The sequence below is a fragment of the Amphritea sp. genome (assembly GCF_016744155.1).
GTDB lineage: Bacteria > Pseudomonadota > Gammaproteobacteria > Pseudomonadales > Balneatricaceae > Amphritea.
In genome coordinates this window covers 72,382-90,884 of the sequence record NZ_JADGEW010000014.1, presented here as the reverse complement: position 1 = coordinate 90,884, position 18,503 = coordinate 72,382, and the positions used below count along the sequence as shown (strand labels likewise).

The following is an 18,503-nucleotide window of genomic DNA, read 5'->3' as shown; positions in this document are numbered from 1 at the left end:
GTTATAGATCTGACTGCGAATACAGTGTCGCTAACTAGATAATCAGGACATACGAATAAAAACATAATATGTATTCTGTATTTATAATACGAATTATCGATCTAATCGACAGATAACGCCCATTAAACAGCTTAACCTGCTTTACTCAGATGCAGTCCGACTCTAATATGCTGTTTATATATACAGTATGGTTTACAACTTATGCATATTTCATTGCTGGGGCGTTATTTGCGCCCTTCCGCCTCGATTGCTCTACCTTTGTTTATGAACAGTGTTGCTGCAGGGTTTCCTTCGCCCGCACAAGATTACATTGAGCGCACTCTGGATCTGAATGAGCTCTGCGTCCAGCATCCGGCAGCTACCTATTTTGTCCGGGCAGATGGCGATTCGATGAAAGGGGCTGGTATTTTTTCCGGAGACGTTCTGGTGGTCGATCGTTCATTGACCGCGGTTCATGGAGATATTGTCATCGCCTGTATCGATGGAGAGTTTACGGTTAAAGAATTGAACACGCGCCCTGTATTACAGCTGGTGGCCCATAACCCTGCCTATGCGCCCATTAAGCTAGGCGAAGAAAGTACCCTTGAGCTGTTTGGTGTGGTCACGACGGTTGTCCACTCCGTACGTCAGCGGGGTAAGTAACGGTGTATGCCCTGGTCGACTGCAATAATTTCTATGCCAGCTGTGAAAGGCTGTTCCGACCCGACCTGCAGGGACGCCCCATCGTCGTGCTATCTAACAACGATGGCTGCGTGGTAGCGCGCAGTGCAGAGGCTAAACGGTTAGGTATCAAGATGGCGGTGCCGCTGTTTCAGGTACAGGAACAGATCGATCGGGAAAATGTTGCCGTTTTTTCCTCCAACTATGCACTCTATGGCGATATATCCGCCCGGGTTATGACCGTTCTGGAACAGCAGGCTTCTGCTATTGAGGTTTACTCAATCGATGAGGCGTTTCTCGATCTGAGCGGCCTTGAAGCTAATCATTCGCTGGTGGAGCACGGTCTACAGTTAAAGCAGCGGGTATATCAATATACCGGCATCCATGTATCGGTGGGTATCGCGCCGACGAAAACCCTGGCCAAGCTCGCAAATCACGCCGCTAAGCAGTACCCGGCGACTCTGGGCTCGGTGGACCTGAGTGACCGGCACCGACAGCGTCGCTTACTCAGTTTGTTGCCGGTGCAGGAGGTATGGGGCGTGGGCCGGCGTTTGTCACAAAGATTGAAGCAGCAAGGTATAGAAACCGCTTTGGCCCTCGCTGATTGTGATCCAGCGTGGGTTCGCAGCCACTACTCCGTAACGCTGGAGCGTACCGTGCGAGAACTGAACGGTCAGCCCTGCATGGAGCTGGAAGAGTGCCCTCCACCTCGGCAACAGATTCTTTGTAGTCGTTCTTTTGCCCATCGAATTACCGAGCACAAGGATATGCGCTCAGCTATCGCGCAGTATGCGGCCCGGGCAGCTGAGAAACTGCGGGAGCAAGATAGTTTAGCCAGAGTGATTACTGTGTTTATCCGTACGAATCCTCATAGTCAGCACGAACAATTCTATAGCAACAGCGCGAGCCGAATTTTGAGCGTGCCCAGCGCAGATTCACGACGCCTATGTGGTACCGCACATCGATTACTGAAATCGATCTGGCGACCTGGTTGTCGCTATATGAAAGCAGGCATTATGCTGTCCGACCTGTATCTGTCGGGACACTTTCAGCCCTCCCTTTTTGAAGCTCCGGAATCACCTTCCGCGATGCGATTAATGCAAGCGATCGATAATATCAATCAGAGTGGTCGGGGTCAGGTTCGCTTTGCTGGAGAGATGCTTAGCACCGGTTGGCAGATGCAGCGTAATCACCTCTCACCAGCCTACACGACGCGCTGGGATCAGCTACCTTTGGTTAGAGCATAACAAGCTATTGAACACAGAATTTATATTTTAAATTATATAAAACAATATATTACTTAGTTTTATTAATCTAACTTAGATCTATTTGTCAGGAAATAAACAGGGCTTGTCAGCTGCTTTCCATTGCGGGTACTTTGTCATTACTCCGGTAAAAAGAGTCGATTCCAGATGATGATCCAACCAGCGTTGCAAGGCTGTATATGGCGCACTATAAAACCAGTTTCTATCCACATGGGCGAACTGACGGACAAAAGGAAAGATCGCTATATCAGCCAGACTACAGTTCTCTCCAGCAAGAAAACTGTGCTGTTGTAGCAGCCGCTCCAACTTAACTAAAGTTACTTCACACTGCTCTCGATAATAGCTCTGCGGATGACTGGGGTGGCGCTCAAAGTACTTGTAACGGTCCAGATGCTGCTTGAATACGAAATCATTTTCCTGAATCAACCCCTCAATCTGCCAAAGCAGGTCGGGATCATCACTACAGAGCCAGTTGTTAGGGTCACTCTGTCGCAATGCCCAGCGCATAATATCCCGACTCTCGTCGATTACCCTGCCCTCGAGTGGCACTAAAACAGGTACGGTGCCCTTTGGAGAGGCCTCCAGCATCGTAGCAGGCTTATCTTTTAATACGACCTCGCGCAGCTCCACGACTAGCCCGCTGCCAGCGATAGCTAACCGGGTGCGTATCGCATAGGGACAGCGGCGAAATGAATAGAGTATGGGGTGGTTTGTTTTCATAAGGCTAGTGTACAACAGATGGCAAAAAACGCAGTCTATCGGTTTGGTGGAAGAAGTCACTTTAAACTGTTATCAAGTTATGCAACCATGCCCGCCAGTAACTTATTTTTAGGAAGTAAATGTGGAATTACTTAATCTGGATTATCAGGGACAGAGCCTACGGCTGGAAGGCTCAATGGCGGGCTGGCAACTGTTGTTCTGGAATAATACACCGATCTCCCGGCGCGATGCAGATGGCGACTTTGATGGCATCAGTGAGCACCTGTTTGAGCTACAAAATGAGCAAGGTGAAACTCTGCAGTGCCGCTTGGAAACGGAGGTTCAGTGGGACCCGGTAAACATCAGCTATCGCTTTTATATGGGTGAGCAGCTGGTTGCAAACGGAGGGCATGGACGCGAACTGATGGAAAAGCAGGTCCCCCAAGGGCCTATCCGGCAGGAGAAACGTTCATTCAGTATTATAGGCCTTGGTGCTCTGGGCCTGAAACTACTGAAAAGTGCCAAGATCATCAAAGTGGTTATGGCCGGCGCCAGCTTAGCTGCCTATTCATGGTTTTTCTCTATCCCCTTTGCTCTGGCGCTAATCTTCTGTCTGGTGATACATGAGTATGGCCATATCCGTGCGATGAAATACTTTGGTATGAAGACCAAGGGGATCTATTTGATCCCATTCGTGGGCGGTCTTGCTCTGAGTGATGCGCGTATCAATACCCGCTGGCAGGATGTGTGTATATCTCTGATGGGACCGTTTTTTGGTTTGGGGCTTTCTCTGCTAAGTCTGATTGCTTATTGGATAACCGGTTCAATGTTTTTTGCCGGACTAAGTGCTTTTAATGCTCTGCTAAACCTGTTCAACCTACTACCTATCCTGCCTTTGGATGGCGGTCATGTATTAAAAAGTATTGCCTTCTCAATGAGCTCACTGGCAGGGCTGTTGCTCTGCGGGGCTGCTGCCGCTGGTGGCGTCTGGCTTAGTTATACTTTTGGGCTGGCGCTGCTGGGTTTTCTGCTGATTATTGGCAGCATCGAAGTATTTTTCGAATGGCGTAACCGCCATCACAGCTTACTATTACCGCTGGATCGGTATGGCAAGTTAGTCGCCAGCGCCTGGTATCTGTTAACCGTGGGTGGACTGATCGCAATCATCTGGTACTTCAGTGGCCTGGGTGATGCCCTGCTGGGGCTTCCGCTAAAAGTATTACAGAGCTAAACTGCTGGTTAAGTTACCATGGTTTAACAGTGTATGAGTGCCGGAATATGAGTGATAACGTCGTCGATATCAACAGTAAGCGGGATGATTTGCGCCATAAACGCAAAGAGAAGCAGCTCAGTGAGATGAAAGATAAGTTTGAGAAGGCTCTGCCTACTGAAGAGCAGGATCCAAAGCAGAAACTGCTGAATATTTTCAAGAAAAAACCTAAAAAGTAACGAAAAAAGCAAAAAGGCAGCCCTGCAGGCTGCCTTTTTTGTATAAGAACGACAGAGATTGAGGCTTATAATCAATGAATATACCCACATTAAACAGAAAATAGGTAGTAAAAAAACACCCAATTGCTCTTTTTAAGAGCGGTATCAATACTTTGATTTTTCCCCTGTGATAATTTTCCTCTTTTTCAAGTTTATAGAATAAGTCTTATTTTAGAATTTATCTGAGGATGCAGTCCGGATGTCAGAAGTAGCGGTAACCCTGAACACTATTTGTAGCATAGATGTTCTCCATGCGGCCCCCTTAGATTCTATTTTAAGCATCCTTCACCGGATGCGTCAGTCACACGTGAGTTCAATTGTCATCATTGAACAGAACACTCCGCTGGGCATCATTACTGAAAAAGATATTATCAAGCTTGTCAGCACCAGTGAGCCAGATCTGGAATCACTAACCGCCGCTGATATTATGACCTCCCCTGTAAAAACCATGTATGCAGACTGTGACTTTCAGCAGGCTTATGAGCAGATGCAGAAAGAAAATCTGCGCCATATTATAGTGATCAACCGGGATGGCAGTCTCAAAGGGATTGCTACTGAAACAGATTTTGTCCAGCACCTCGGTTTTGAATACCTGGCAGAGATTAAGCATGTAGAAGCAGTAATGGAGCAGGTCATCCTTTTTGTGGACGCTGATAGCACCCTGCGTCATGCATTCAAGATAATGAATAACAAGAAGATTAGTAGTGTCGTAGTGGGTAGCAGTAAGGAAGCTAAAGGCATTCTCACCGAACGAGATGTTGTACGACTACTAGATGATAAGATCGACCTGAATAAAGCCTTGGTTAGCCAGTATATGAGCAGCCCGGTAGCAACCATTCTGGGCGGCACATCATTGCTAGAAGCCCGGCATATCATGGAACAAAAGAAAATCCGGCGGCTTTTGGTATGCGATGCTGATGGGACAACCATTGGTTTACTCACGCGGCAGCATCTGATTGATCGAATGCAAACACACTTTATTCGTATGATGCAGGAGGCAATTGAAAACCTGAATCATCAATTGACCAGTAGTCGTCATAAGGAGATTCATTACCGTGGCTTTTTTGAAAACTCCCCTCTTGCTTATCAGTCACTGGATGCTAATGGAAGTATTCTTGAAGTAAACGCCAGCTGGCGAAAGATGATGGGGTATTCAAGTAATGAGGTAACCGGAAAACCTTTTAAGACACTACTGACTGAAGGACAAGAAGAGAAATTCAATCACTGTTTTTCTATCTTCAAACAGAAAGGTTTTGCCTCCGATATCCATTATCAACTACTGACAAAATACGGCAATGTGGTTGACGTTCAATTTGATGGTCAGTTGGTGCGTGATGAGCAACAACGATTTATTCAAACCCACTGTTTGCTGACCAATCTGACGGAGAAACATCGGATTGACTCACAGCTTCATCTTTTCAGGCAGCTGATCGACCGCAGTAATGACGCTCTTTTTGTTATCGATGCTGAAACGTCCCAAGTATTAGATATCAACCAGGCTACCTGTGACTACCTGGGTTACAGCAGAGAGCAGATATTACAGAGATATATCACAGACTTTAGCGAGAAAGCTTCTAGTCTGAAGATGTGGAAAGCGCAGGTAGAGAAGATTCAAGCGGATGATAACGGTTCTGTATTTGAAGCCGTTCATAGCACCTCAGACGGGCAAAGCGTACCCGTTGAAATTAGCGCAACCCTGCAGGAATCCGATGGACGGTTAGTCGTGCTCTTCACTGTTAGGGATATTACAGAGCGTAAGCAGGCAGAGTTAAAGTCCCGCGAGGAAAGCGACTTTCTACAGGCGGTGATCGACTGTATCGGTGATCCCGTTATGGTTATCGATACCGACTATCGAGTTATCAAGTCTAATCGTACTGCAAACGACTACTTTTTTAACTGTCAGCTAAAAGAGAACCTACCCTGCTATTTACAAGTGAACGATACCGGTAGTCCCTGCAAGGTTTGTCCGCTTAAAGAGGTTATGGCTCATAAACGCCCAACCACCCGGGTACATGAATACACGATAAGCTCAGGAGAGAAACGAACCTTTGAGCTAATGGCCAGCCCTCTGTATGACGCTGAAGGTCAGGTTACTGGGCTGGTAGAATCCAGTCGGGATATTACTGAGCATATCAGGATACATAAGAAGCTTAGAGATAAAGAGAAGAGTCTGGATTTCTTGGCTCACCACGACCCGTTGACGAAACTACCCAATCGACTGCTCTTCTCTGACCGTTTGAAACAGGCGCTACGTCACGCAAAGCGGACTAAAACCGGGCTGGCGTTACTCTTTATCGACCTGGATGAGTTCAAAGAGATAAACGACAGTTTTGGTCATAACCTAGGCGACCAGCTACTGAAAAAAGTATCGGAGCGGTTGAAAGATCATGTACGTGAAAATGACACCATTGCCCGCTTAGGCGGCGATGAGTTTACGATCATAGTAGAGGATCTCTCCCACCCGGATGACGCAGCAGTCATCGCACAAAACTTGCTGGATGCATTTCATAACCCTATCGAACTGGATGAGCATCAGCTACATGTCAGTCTCAGTATCGGTATTAGTCTCTACCCGAATGATGCGGAGGAAATAGAAGCACTCATCCGTAATGCTGATACCGCCATGTACAGGGCAAAGGCATCGGGTAAGAACCGCTATGACTTCTATACCCAGGATATGACCGACCAGGCCTTTGAGCGAATTCTGATGGTCGGTGCTATGCGCAACGCCATAGAGCACGAACAGTTTGTTCTACATTATCAGCCTCAAATTGACGTGCGAGATAATCGTATTATTGGAGCTGAAGCACTAATTCGCTGGAAAGATCCGCAGATGGGAACGATAGAACCAGGGCGTTTTATTCCGATAGCAGAAAAAACCGGCATGATACAGGTTATCGACCGCTGGGTGCTCGACACTGTTTGCCGAAACATTAAAGAGTGGCAGCAAGCGGGGTATGAGGTTCCACGAATTTCGGTCAATATCTCAGCGCGCCATTTTGGTTCGAATACTCTGGCAGCTGAAGTGGCAGAAATCCTCAACCGAAATAATTGCTCCAGCGATATGATCGAACTTGAGATCACAGAAGGTGTCATCATGAACAACCCTAATCGCGCAGGCAATGAGCTGAAACAGCTACGTGAGATGGGCATTCGCTTGGCTATAGACGATTTTGGTACTGGCTACTCATCTCTGAGTTACCTGAAAAAGCTCCCGCTCGACCGGTTGAAAATAGACCATTCCTTTATTACCGACATACCAGCTGATAAGAATGACCAGGCTATCTCCAGAGCTATCATTGCAATGGCAAACAGTCTTGGTTTGGAAGTTATCGCAGAAGGCATGGAAACCGAAGAGCAGCGCCAATTCCTGATCGATGAAAAGTGTTTTCACGCCCAGGGCTTTCTTTTCAGTAAAGGCGTTCCTGAGCATTCCTTCCTTTCAATGTTAAAACAGCACTGATCACCAGTAAGTGAAAGAAGCGCTAGCCTCATCAGTACAGACCCCTTAGTATCTGCAGCTATTCAGATCTAAATTTAAAGCTATCTGTAACACTCTAAGGGACGCAGATGAAAACTGTACTGATTACCGGTTGCTCCAGTGGTATTGGCCAGCATGTCGCTATCGGCCTGCAAAAACGGGGCTATCGCGTTATTGCCACAGCAAGACAGCTCAAAGATGTTGAGCTGCTGAAACAGCAGGGACTAGAGTCTACTCAACTTGATCTGGAGCGATCTGAATCAATTCAGCAAGCGATGGACTGGGTTGAAGCTGAAACCGGTGGTGAGCTTTATGCCCTTTTTAACAATGGCGCGTACGGCCAGCCTGGAGCCATTGAAGACCTCAGCCGCGACCTGCTTCGGCAGCAGCTGGAAATCAATCTCCTCGGCTGGCATGAGCTCACCTGTCGGGTATTACCGCTGATGCGCCGCCAGGGTTTTGGCCGGATTATTCAGAATAGCTCGGTGCTTGGATTGATCACTATGCGCTTTCGGGGTGCCTACAATACCAGTAAGTTTGCTCTGGAAGGCTACACTGACACTCTGCGCCAAGAACTGGCAGATACCAATATCCACGTGTCTCTCATCGAGCCAGGCCCGATAAGAAGTCAATTCCGAGTCAATGCACACAAGGCATTTCGCGACAATATCAATATAGAGACCAGCCCTTTTCACGAGACTTATAAGAGAGTACTGCAGCGATTAAGCAAAGAAGACAGTGGTGATGATCCCTTCACCCTGGGGCCTGAAGCGGTGTTAGACAAGGTTGTTCTCGCATTGGAAAAAAAGCGACCTAAAGCTCGATATTACGTCACCTTCCCCACCCACCTGTTTGGCTTTCTTCGACGGGTTCTGTCGACCAGATTACTCGACTGGATATTACTGAAGGCGTCAGCATCGGAGAATAAATAAGAGCCGTAGTCCGTGATCTGAAAAAAGCGTATCAACGTAACGATCTGACGTCGACTTCCTTTGTAGGAGCCCCTTCCAGGGGCGATTCATGGCTGATAGCTTTATCGTGACGAGGGCGGCGCTCCTACAGGACTAATACATCGTTTCTACGAGATCTGGACAAGCGCAACGATCGGACAAATGTAGCGTAGTGATCGGATTTTCTGGAGGAGTTTCAGGGCCTGTAAAGCTCTTCATAAAATCCGCTGACTTTCAGATGAATAGTAACAGGCTCTGCGCCATTGTTTTTCCAATACCAGCCATGCGTCCCTGCAAACGGGGCTACAAAGGAGCCGCTGGCTGTGGATCTCGCCCGCTCCAACCAATAGCTGGTAAATTCATCGCCTGCATTCAGTTTTTCCCCGTGCATATCGAAGTACAGATCCCCTCCTTCTGTTTTCCAGTTGAAAACAAAGTTTTCACCGATTTTCATTCTGGCTTTAATTTCTGTCCCTTTATTTGGCTGTAAAATTAAAGACATCTCATCAGAACGATAGGGAGAAGTGCTTACCCAAACAGGCGGAATGGGCGCACTTAGCGAAGTAGTGACTAGATTAGAAGATTGAGCGTTACTTTGTGCTTCTACCACAGGTTCGGCATTTAACAGGGTCAGCCCCATCTTATCTCCCAGTCCAGTAGGATCAATGCCATATTCTGCGGGCAAAATGAAAGTAATAAGAATTAAAAGACCCAATACAGCCGCCAGAACGGTGGCTTTAATTAGGCTTGTCGCAGATGGCAGCTCATCGTGGTTAAGATCAGATATATCTCGCATATTTGATACCTCAGGAAAGCGTTAAATAGCCTGTTAACTGATAGCCAATCAGAATAAAACCAGCAGACATTAAGGCGACATTAGCGGTAAAAGCCTGCCGGGCAAAAGCGTCTGTTTTACGCCAGAAATTCATTAGGATGAGAATGCTACCCAGTGCCAATAGTTGACCTAATTCGACACCAACATTGAAGGCTAAAATATTGGCAATCAACCCTTCCTCAGGCAAAGCAAAGTCCTGAAGCTTAGTTGCAAGGCCGAAACCATGAAAGAAGCCAAAAACTAACACAGCGCCTTTGGCATTGGGTTGAAAACCAAACCAACGCCTGAAGGCTCCCAGATTATCTAAGGCTTTATAGACAACAGAGAGACCAATAATTGCGTCAACAATATGAGCATTAACCTGCACCCCGCTAAGTACGCCATATAAAAGTGTTACGCTATGGCTTATAGCAAACAGCGTCACATAGATGCACACCTCTTTCATTTTATAGAGGAAGAATATGACGCCTGTCAGAAATAGGAGATGATCGTATCCGGTCACCATGTGTTTCGCGCCCAGATAGGCAAAAGGAAGCAGTTGCATCCCACTGGCCTGCTCAATAAACAAAGCATCGCCGTCGGAGACTCCGTGAGCCAAACTTGATGGCACGAACCCAGTGAACAACATCAGTAAAATGAACAGGAAGATAAATACCTGCATTGGAGAAAAAACCGAAACCCACCGCAGAAACGATGATTTATAATACATAGGGAATGTCTCAGTTATAAAGTCACAGGCATTCAGAGACTATTTTAAAGAAAGTATTTAGGAACAATACGCAGACGCTATCTGTATGACACTCTATCATTGACAAGATAAAAGTTCGGCTGAACTTTGGTGCCATCTATATCGGATAATAGATCCTAGCCTTAATCTTTTATTTTATTGCTTCGCTGGTCAAACCTGGAAGACAACGAGAGTAAGCATCGTACACCTCCCCCCTCCATATTTATATTGGTGATAGCTTTATCGATCAGTCACCAAGCTCGACTCCCATCTCTTTCGAGACTTCATTGCACTCAGCGATCAAATCAGGGAGGTTTGAAATGAGTTGGTCAACATTAAAATCTATGGTGGGCCAGTTTTTATGTATGCAGTCTTTGATAATACGCTCTTTCAGTATGCTGTCAGACCAATCACGCCATTCTGGATTTCGCTGAATTAAGGTACAGATAGAATCTGCAAACTGTACTATTGTCAGACGTTGTCGAAACTCAAGAGTGCCTTCTTCTTTCTGCCATAAATCGAATTGATGATGATGCTGTATGACCTGGGAAATTGTTTCAGGTAGCTGCCACTTTTTTGCTGCAAGAGTGCCTGTTTCTACATGGGTAAAACCGAACAACTTATACTCAATATCAGATAGCTGATGGTAGGTATCCCAACCCAGCGCCTCTATTACATCTATGATTTTTGAAGATATCTGTAGAAAAACAAAACGGCCAAGATCGTGTAGCAGTCCGCAAAGGTAGACCAAGCCTTTGTCTACATGAAAATCAGGCAGGTTCTCTGCAATGTGCCTACTCAAATAAGCTGTTTCTATAGAGTGGCTCCAGATCGCTCTATATTGAGGCTTAGATAACGGAAGATTCCGGGAAACAGAAGCCATTGTTATCATCGATAGTGTTTTAAAAATACCTAGGCGTATAAGTGCATCATGAATATTTATGATAGGCGAGCTCGGGGCAGAAGCTGCTGAGTTTGCAAAGCTAAGGATTCTGGATGCTAAGAGAGGTGACTTTTCGGCCAGATTACCCATCTTCTCAAAAAAGCCATCGGCATCATGGGCGAGTTCCATTAACTCACACACCACAGTAGGAAATGCTGGGATACTTTGAATGCGGTTCTCTATCATTTCAAGGGTCAGCTTCGTTCTGACAATTTCCTTTAGCATATGCACCTATATGAAACATAAGCTCCAAAAAAAGGAAGCGAACTTGTGTCTACTTATTAATTTAAGTTCCATTATCTCTAAGTGTTAGAGAATGACAGGGAGCTGTATATAGGAAAAAGTCTGTTTTTTATAACTACTTATGCGGGAGAGACCTGATGCTGCTAATTAAAGCTATGTAAAAGGCGCTGCCCAAGGTCTTCTGGAGAATCCAGAATGACGATCAAGCCACGGGTCAATCATGCTTTATCGATCGATAAACAATTACTCTAAAGGAAATAAAAAAGGCAGCCAATAGGCTGCCTTATTAGGTAGTAATTCTTTTATCAGCTTACCAGGCCATTACGCCCCATAATCTCCTGAATCTCTGGCAAAGATGCCGGGTCATCAATAGTAGAAGGTATAGAATAATCATCGCCGTCTGCGATCTGACGTAATAGCTTACGCAAGATCTTACCTGAACGGGTTTTCGGCAGGCGCTGTACGACGATTGCGCGTCGGAAACAGGCTACTGCGCCGATCTCTTTACGTACCATCGCCACTAACTCAGACTCGATCTGAGCATCATCGATCTCAACACCATTTTTCAACAGTACCAAACCAACAGGCTGCTGACCTTTCAATGGGTCATTGATACCGATTACCGCACACTCAGCTACTGCTGGATGATCAGCAACGATCTCCTCCATCTCGCCGGTCGACAGGCGGTGACCTGCAACATTGATAACATCGTCAGTACGGCCCATGATGAAAACGTAACCGTCATCATCTTTGTAGCCACCATCACCAGAACAGTAATAACCTGGGAACTCGGACAGGTAACTAGTACGGAAGCGCTCAAAATCGCCCCATACTGTTGGTAAACAGCTTGGAGGTAGCGGTAGCTTAAGCGCGATATTGCCCTGCTCACCACTAGGTAGTTCATTACCCTCATGATCGAGCACCCTAATATCAAATCCACTAACGGGTACGGTTGATGAACCAGGCTTAGGCTCAAGCATCTCTACACCGGTCAGGTTGCCACAGATAGCCCAACCTGTTTCAGTCTGCCACCAGTGATCGATAACAGGCTTACCCAGAGTCTCTTTGGTCCAGTGGTACGTTGGTGGATCAAGTCGTTCACCGGCCATGAAAACAGTTTCCAGCTTGCTCAGGTCATAGGCCTTGAGTAGCTCTGAATCAGGATCTTCCTTCTTGATTGCACGGAATGCAGTAGGTGCGGCAAACAAAGCCTTAGCACCATATTCTGCGCAAACCCGCCAGAATGCACCTGCGTCTGGTGTTCTAATCGGCTTACCTTCGTACACGATAGTGGTACAACCAGCCAGAAGCGGGCCGTATACAATATAAGAGTGACCAACAACCCAACCAACATCCGATGCAGCCCAGAACACCTCACCGGGCTCCATGTTGTAAATCGCTTTCATGCTGTACTTCAATGCCACGGCGTGACCGCCGTTATCACGTACAACACCTTTTGGCTTACCAGTGGTGCCAGAAGTGTAAAGAATATAGAGAGGATCTGTCGCTTTAACCGGCGTGCAATCAGCCGGCTCAGCAGAAGCTACGGCCTCAGCCCAATCAAGATCACGGCCTTCAATAAGAGTGGCAGTTACTTCAGGACGTTGGAAAACGATGCAGCTGTCTGGTTTGTGGGCAGATTTTTCAATCGCCTCATCCAGTAAAGGCTTGTATGCGATTACTTTAGCGATTTCAATACCGCAGGATGACGTAACAACAACTTTTGGTTCAGCATCGTCAATACGAACAGCTAGTTCATGTGGAGCAAAACCGCCAAACACAACCGAATGAATCGCACCCAGGCGGGCAACGCCAAGCATCGCGATAACGGCCTCAGCAATCATCGGCATATAGATAACAACCCGATCGCCCTTCTCTACGCCTTGCGCTTTCAGAACGCCGGCAAACTTGGCTACGGCATCACGGAGTTCAGAATAGGTATAACGCTGTTTAGTATCCGTTACAGGGGAATCATAGATTAGAGCATCCTGATCACCACGGCCTGACTCAACGTGATAATCCAGTGCTAAATAAGCAGTGTTCATCTCCCCGTCAGCAAACCAGCGGTCGATACCATTTTCATCCTTACTTAGGATGGTTTGTGGCTTTTTAAACCATTGTATCGCTTCTGCTTTTTCTGCCCAGAATGCTTCTGGAGTTTCGATTGATTTTTTGTATTCGTCTTTATAGGACATAGCACTGGCCCTTCGCTGTAACCGTTATTATATGTTTCAGACCGGTAGCCCTGCTTATTATTATCAATACCTATCTGCAGGTGTTACCACTTGATAACCACTCTAACGGAGAATGACTAAAATTAAACTACTACAAAAGGCTAAATTGTCTACTATGTTCTAGTTATTTCCCAATAAACGGCAGTTTATTGATCTAATACAGTGTAATAATCAGATTAATACTTAAGATTGTCGACAATCTAGAGTTGTCGTTCCTATGAGTTGTTAAAAATAATGCATAAAAAAAGCTACCCGAAGGTAGCTTTAATGAAGCGGGTAAAAAAGCCTCTTAGTTACTTTTCTGAACTGAGATGCTGTTTTTAATGCCGGTCATAATGTTGCGCTGGTGAAGCTCTTCATCGCTAACGCGGTGAGCATCATTTTCATTCTTTGCGTTTTCAAAATAACAGAGTGTTGGCTGAAAGGTTTCGGCTTCCTGTTCATCCAGTTGTACATAAGATCCGATGATTAACAGATCACCTTTAGACGCTAAGTGTGCCGCCGCGCCATTTACAGAGATAATGCCACTGTTATCTTCCCCACGGATTGCGTAGGTTGTGAAGCGCTCGCCATTATTGATGTTGTAGATATGAATCTGCTCATACTCCTTAATGCCGGAGCTTTCGAGCAGAACGCCATCAATAGCGCAGGAGCCTTCATAATGAAGTTCCGCATGGGTGACTGTTACTCGATGCAATTTAGCTTTTAAGAATGTTTGCAGCATATTAATGACCTGCGTCTCAATTTGCCGGCATAGCCGGACATTAATACCGCTGAGCCAGAAGCTCAGCATCTCTCTACCGTGACCCCCTGGTGATACTTAACCGTCACCATTAATCATCGGCACCAAACCCCAGCATTGCTGCTGAACCATCCATGCGGGTTAGTCTCTTCACAACCTCAATTGTGGGATTGATAAAGTTAAGCTTAGTCTTAACCTAAGTTAATTCTTTACTTACCTTTAAGTGGTGGCAATTGTACCAGCAAATTTTGAAAAATTAAGAACAAATCCCTATAACTTTTGTAGATATTGAATGATGATCGGCTGGATTCACTACTGATAAGCGCTCGGAGGCTGTTTCAGACCCCGACTAACCTCAAAGTTTTTCATACATAGATGAGTCTAACTCACCCAAAACCTGTGAAAATCCTATAAAATAGCCGCCTTTACAATAGGTTATAGATAGGTTTTCACCGTGGTAGTAGCAATTCAGACCGATAAGACCGAGCAGCTTAAACAGGCAATGGCAGAACGAATTCTGGTTCTCGATGGTGGTATGGGCACCATGATTCAGGACCGTAAGCTCGAAGAAGAGGATTACCGTGGTGAACGGTTTGCGGATTGGGATATCGATCTGAAGGGTAACAACGACCTTTTGGTACTGACTCAGCCGGATATTATCAGTGAGATTCACCGTGCTTATTTCGAAGCCGGTGCCGATATAGTCGAAACCAATACCTTCAACGCTACCAGCATTGCTATGGCCGATTACGGCATGGAATCAATCAGCTATGAAATGAACTTAGTGGCCGCTCAGCTAGCCCGTAGTATTGCTGATAAGATAACCGCTGAAAACCCAACTAAACCTCGCTACGTTGCCGGCGTACTCGGGCCTACCAACCGTACCTGCTCTATCTCACCGGATGTTAATGATCCGGGGTTTCGTAATGTTAGCTTCGATCAACTGGTGGAATCCTATACTGAGTCCATCGACGGCTTGGTAAAAGGCGGGTCTGACCTTATCCTGATTGAGACTATCTTTGATACGCTGAATGCAAAAGCTGCGATCTTTGCTGTAGACCAATACTTTGAAGATCATTCCATGCGGCTGCCCGTCATGATCTCCGGTACAATTACCGATGCATCAGGACGTACCTTGTCTGGCCAGACGACAGAGGCCTTCTGGAACTCTGTACGCCACATTAAACCACTGTCAATCGGTTTGAACTGTGCCCTGGGGCCGCAGGAACTGAGACAGTACGTTGAAGAACTGTCCCGAATTGCCAATACATTTGTCTCTGCCCACCCTAACGCCGGATTGCCAAATGCATTCGGTGGATACGATGAAACTCCCTGGCAGATGGGTAGCGAGATTCGCGAATGGGCTGAAGCGGGTTTTCTAAATATTATCGGTGGTTGTTGCGGCACAACCCCTGCCCACGTCACTGCGATGGGTAACGCCGCCAATGAGCACCCTCCCCGTCAGATTCCTGAGATTCCAGTTGAATGTCGCCTGGCAGGGCTTGAGCCGCAGAACATCAACAGAGACACCCTCTTTGTAAACGTTGGTGAACGTACCAATGTCACAGGCTCTGCAATGTTTAAACGCCTGATCAAAGAGGGAGACTACGAAACCGCTCTGGATGTTGCCCGTCAGCAGGTTGAAAACGGCGCTCAGATCATCGATATCAATATGGATGAAGGGATGCTGGATGCTGAAGCGGCGATGGTTCGCTTCCTCACGCTAATCGCTTCTGAGCCTGATATCTCCCGTGTGCCGATCATGATCGACTCATCTAAGTGGGAAGTAATTGAAGCGGGCTTGAAATGCATACAGGGTAAAGGCGTAGTGAACTCTATCAGCCTGAAAGAGGGTGAAGAGAATTTCATCAGGCAGGCAAACCTGCTGCGTCGTTACGGTGCTGCGGTTGTTGTTATGGCCTTTGATGAAGATGGCCAGGCCGATACCGAGAAACGTAAGATCGATATCTGCGCACGCTCTTATAAAGTGTTAACGGAAAAGGTTGGTTTTCCGCCAGAAGATATCATCTTTGATCCGAATATTTTTGCTGTAGCCACCGGCATTGATGAACATAACAACTACGCAGTGGACTTTATTAACGCCACCGGCTGGATTAAGAAAAACTTGCCACATGCGATGATCTCAGGCGGCGTATCGAATGTTTCCTTCTCTTTCCGCGGTAATAATCCGGTGCGCGAAGCGATCCACTGTGTCTTCCTGTATCACGCCATTCAACAAGGCATGGATATGGGTATCGTCAACGCAGGTCAGCTGGCTATCTATGATGACTTGCCGGAAGAGCTCCGGGTAGCCGTTGAAGCGGTGATCCTCAATACCGACGATCAGGGAACTGACAAGCTGCTTGAAATTGCCGAAAAATATCGCGGTGACGGTAGTGCTCAAACCGAAGAAAAGGTATTGGAATGGCGGGGACTACCGGTTAAAGAGCGACTCTCCCACTCCCTGGTTAAAGGGATAGCCGAATTCATTGATGAAGATGTTGAAGAGTGTCGGCAGCTGTTTGAACGCCCTATTCAGGTAATCGAAGGCCCATTGATGGATGGTATGGGCGTCGTTGGCGATCTGTTTGGTGCCGGTAAAATGTTTCTGCCCCAGGTAGTTAAGTCGGCCCGGGTTATGAAAAAGGCGGTCGCCTACCTGATGCCTTTCATTGAATTGGAAAAAGAAGGTGCCGGCAGCCAAACCAATGGCAAGATCCTGATGGCCACTGTAAAAGGTGACGTGCACGATATCGGTAAGAACATCGTTGGTGTGGTCCTGCAATGTAATAACTATGAGATCATCGATCTCGGTGTAATGGTCTCCGCAGAAACAATTCTGCGTACCGCCCGTGAACAGAATGTTGACATCATCGGTCTGTCGGGACTGATTACCCCTTCTCTGGATGAGATGGTTCATGTAGCCAAAGAGATGGAGCGCCAGGGCTTTGATATCCCATTGATGATCGGGGGGGCTACTACCTCTAAAGCGCATACCGCTGTGAAGATCGATAAGGGGTATAACCGCGACCAGGTTGTCCATGTTACCAACGCGTCCCGTGCAGTAAACGTTGCCAGCACCCTGCTTTCTAAAGAAAGAAAACCTGCTTATGTCAAAGAGATACAGGAGGATTATGAAGCAACACGTAAACGCTTTGCCGAACGTCAGAATCAGGCGCGCCGCGTTTCACTAATTCAGGCAAGAGAAAATAAGTTCAAGATTGACTGGGATAGTTATACCCCTCCAGTACCCGCTCAACTTGGCATTCAGCAGTTTGAAAATATCGATCTGAATGAACTCCGGGATTACATCGACTGGACTCCATTCTTCCATTCATGGGAGTTGGCAGGCCGCTATCCACGTATTTTGACCGATGAGATTATCGGCGAAGAAGCCACTCGCCTCTTTGATGATGCGAAAGCACTATTAGATGACATCATCAATAATCGCAAGCTTGAGGCGCGTGGAGTTGTTGGTTTGTTTCCGGCAAATAGCATCGATGATGACGATATCGAGTTGTATACCGATGATAGTCGTTCTGAGGTGCTGATGACTCTGCACAATCTGCGGCAGCAAGTTGAGAAAGTCGATGGTAAAGCGAATATGTGTCTTACCGACTTTATCGCACCTAAAGAAAGCGGTAAGCCAGACTACTTTGGTGCCTTTGCGGTGACCGCAGGCTTCGGTGATCAGGTAATGATTGATGCCTATGAGGCCGACCACGATGACTATAACAGCATCATGGTGAAAGCATTGGCAGACCGACTTGCGGAAGCACTGGCTGAATATATGCATGCCCGCACCCGTCGCGAGTCCTGGGGATACGCGTCAGATGAAAATCTGGATAACGATGCCCTGATCAAAGAGAAATATCAGGGTATCCGCCCTGCTCCAGGCTATCCAGCCTGCCCAGAGCACACAGAGAAAGGCCTACTGTGGGATCTGCTGGACGTAGAGAATCGAATCGGCATGACCATTACAGATAGCTATGCAATGCTGCCTACCGCTTCTGTCAGCGGCTGGTACTTCAGCCACCCACAGTCGCAGTACTTTGGTGTAGCGAAAATTGGTGAAGATCAGGTCGAATCCTACGCCCGTCGTACGGATATGGAAAAGCCGGTCGCTGAACGCTGGTTAGCACCAAATCTGGGGTACGAGCCTGAGGATGGTTAATAAGGCCTTAAGTTAAATTGTTTATAAAAAACCGCCATTGGCGGTTTTTTTTGCTTGATATA

Annotated in this window: 13 protein-coding genes; 7 read left to right on the top strand and 6 right to left on the bottom strand. The window is 46.7% G+C overall.

What is annotated here, in order from left to right; all coding sequences use genetic code 11:
- Positions 1–201 precede the first annotated feature (201 nt).
- Complete coding sequence (umuD, locus tag QZZ54_RS12090) at positions 202–642, top strand: translesion error-prone DNA polymerase V autoproteolytic subunit (RefSeq protein ID WP_290702946.1); 441 nt, start codon at positions 202–204, stop codon at positions 640–642.
- 2 nt (positions 643–644) lie between these two features.
- Positions 645–1,907, top strand: coding sequence for a translesion error-prone DNA polymerase V subunit UmuC (umuC, locus tag QZZ54_RS12085; protein WP_290702945.1), 1,263 nt, complete (start codon positions 645–647; stop codon positions 1,905–1,907).
- Positions 1,908–1,985: 78 nt separating this feature from the next.
- On the opposite strand, the gene QZZ54_RS12080 is transcribed toward umuC, so the two are convergent.
- Positions 1,986–2,645 carry a glutathione S-transferase gene (locus QZZ54_RS12080; protein WP_290702944.1) on the bottom strand — a complete coding sequence of 220 codons (660 nt, stop codon included), beginning with the start codon at positions 2,643–2,645 and terminating at the stop codon, positions 1,986–1,988.
- Between the two features lie 121 nt (positions 2,646–2,766).
- Between QZZ54_RS12080 and QZZ54_RS12075 the strand changes: the two genes are divergently transcribed.
- The 4 genes from QZZ54_RS12075 to QZZ54_RS12060 all read left to right on the top strand — a co-directional run bounded on the left by QZZ54_RS12075 (position 2,767) and on the right by QZZ54_RS12060 (position 8,525).
- Complete coding sequence (locus tag QZZ54_RS12075; RefSeq protein ID WP_290702943.1) at positions 2,767–3,855, top strand: site-2 protease family protein; 1,089 nt, start codon at positions 2,767–2,769, stop codon at positions 3,853–3,855.
- A 47-nt stretch (positions 3,856–3,902) separates the two neighbouring features.
- Positions 3,903–4,073: a hypothetical protein gene (locus QZZ54_RS12070; protein ID WP_290702942.1), complete on the top strand. Its 171-nt coding sequence runs from the start codon at positions 3,903–3,905 to the stop codon at positions 4,071–4,073.
- 238 nt (positions 4,074–4,311) lie between these two features.
- Entirely contained in the window at positions 4,312–7,575 is a 3,264-nt protein-coding gene (locus QZZ54_RS12065) for an EAL domain-containing protein (protein WP_290702941.1), read from the top strand.
- Between the two features lie 107 nt (positions 7,576–7,682).
- Positions 7,683–8,525, top strand: coding sequence for an SDR family oxidoreductase (locus QZZ54_RS12060; protein ID WP_290702940.1), 843 nt, complete (start codon positions 7,683–7,685; stop codon positions 8,523–8,525).
- Positions 8,526–8,739: 214 nt separating this feature from the next.
- On the opposite strand, the gene QZZ54_RS12055 is transcribed toward QZZ54_RS12060, so the two are convergent.
- The 5 genes from QZZ54_RS12055 to panD all read right to left on the bottom strand — a co-directional run bounded on the left by QZZ54_RS12055 (position 8,740) and on the right by panD (position 14,249).
- A complete protein-coding gene (locus tag QZZ54_RS12055) occupies positions 8,740–9,339 on the bottom strand; it encodes a hypothetical protein (RefSeq protein WP_290702939.1) in 600 nt (199 codons plus the stop codon).
- A gap of 10 nt (positions 9,340–9,349) precedes the next feature.
- The gene (locus QZZ54_RS12050; protein WP_290702938.1) at positions 9,350–10,039 is read right to left on the bottom strand and encodes a HupE/UreJ family protein; all 690 of its coding nucleotides are present in this window, start codon (positions 10,037–10,039) and stop codon (positions 9,350–9,352) included.
- Between the two features lie 313 nt (positions 10,040–10,352).
- Positions 10,353–11,273 (bottom strand): HDOD domain-containing protein, encoded by a 921-nt coding sequence (locus QZZ54_RS12045; protein WP_290702937.1) that lies wholly within the window; start codon positions 11,271–11,273, stop codon positions 10,353–10,355.
- A 323-nt stretch (positions 11,274–11,596) separates the two neighbouring features.
- Positions 11,597–13,486 carry a propionyl-CoA synthetase gene (locus QZZ54_RS12040; RefSeq protein ID WP_290702936.1) on the bottom strand — a complete coding sequence of 630 codons (1,890 nt, stop codon included), beginning with the start codon at positions 13,484–13,486 and terminating at the stop codon, positions 11,597–11,599.
- A 328-nt stretch (positions 13,487–13,814) separates the two neighbouring features.
- Positions 13,815–14,249, bottom strand: coding sequence for an aspartate 1-decarboxylase (panD, locus tag QZZ54_RS12035; protein ID WP_290702935.1), 435 nt, complete (start codon positions 14,247–14,249; stop codon positions 13,815–13,817).
- A 472-nt stretch (positions 14,250–14,721) separates the two neighbouring features.
- On the opposite strand from panD, the gene metH reads away from it, so the two are divergent.
- Entirely contained in the window at positions 14,722–18,441 is a 3,720-nt protein-coding gene (gene metH / locus QZZ54_RS12030; RefSeq protein ID WP_290702934.1) for a methionine synthase, read from the top strand.
- Positions 18,442–18,503 lie beyond the last annotated feature (62 nt).

Coding starts and splice junctions, on each gene's coding strand:
- umuD (WP_290702946.1), top strand. CDS start 202: ATGCATATTTCATTGCTGGGGCGTTATTTGCGCCCTTCCGCCTCGATT.
- QZZ54_RS12080 (WP_290702944.1), bottom strand. CDS start 2,645: ATGAAAACAAACCACCCCATACTCTATTCATTTCGCCGCTGTCCCTAT.
- QZZ54_RS12070 (WP_290702942.1), top strand. CDS start 3,903: ATGAGTGATAACGTCGTCGATATCAACAGTAAGCGGGATGATTTGCGC.
- QZZ54_RS12065 (WP_290702941.1), top strand. CDS start 4,312: ATGTCAGAAGTAGCGGTAACCCTGAACACTATTTGTAGCATAGATGTT.
- QZZ54_RS12060 (WP_290702940.1), top strand. CDS start 7,683: ATGAAAACTGTACTGATTACCGGTTGCTCCAGTGGTATTGGCCAGCAT.
- QZZ54_RS12055 (WP_290702939.1), bottom strand. CDS start 9,339: ATGCGAGATATATCTGATCTTAACCACGATGAGCTGCCATCTGCGACA.
- QZZ54_RS12050 (WP_290702938.1), bottom strand. CDS start 10,039: ATGCAGGTATTTATCTTCCTGTTCATTTTACTGATGTTGTTCACTGGG.
- QZZ54_RS12045 (WP_290702937.1), bottom strand. CDS start 11,273: ATGCTAAAGGAAATTGTCAGAACGAAGCTGACCCTTGAAATGATAGAG.
- QZZ54_RS12040 (WP_290702936.1), bottom strand. CDS start 13,486: ATGTCCTATAAAGACGAATACAAAAAATCAATCGAAACTCCAGAAGCA.
- panD (WP_290702935.1), bottom strand. CDS start 14,249: ATGCTGCAAACATTCTTAAAAGCTAAATTGCATCGAGTAACAGTCACC.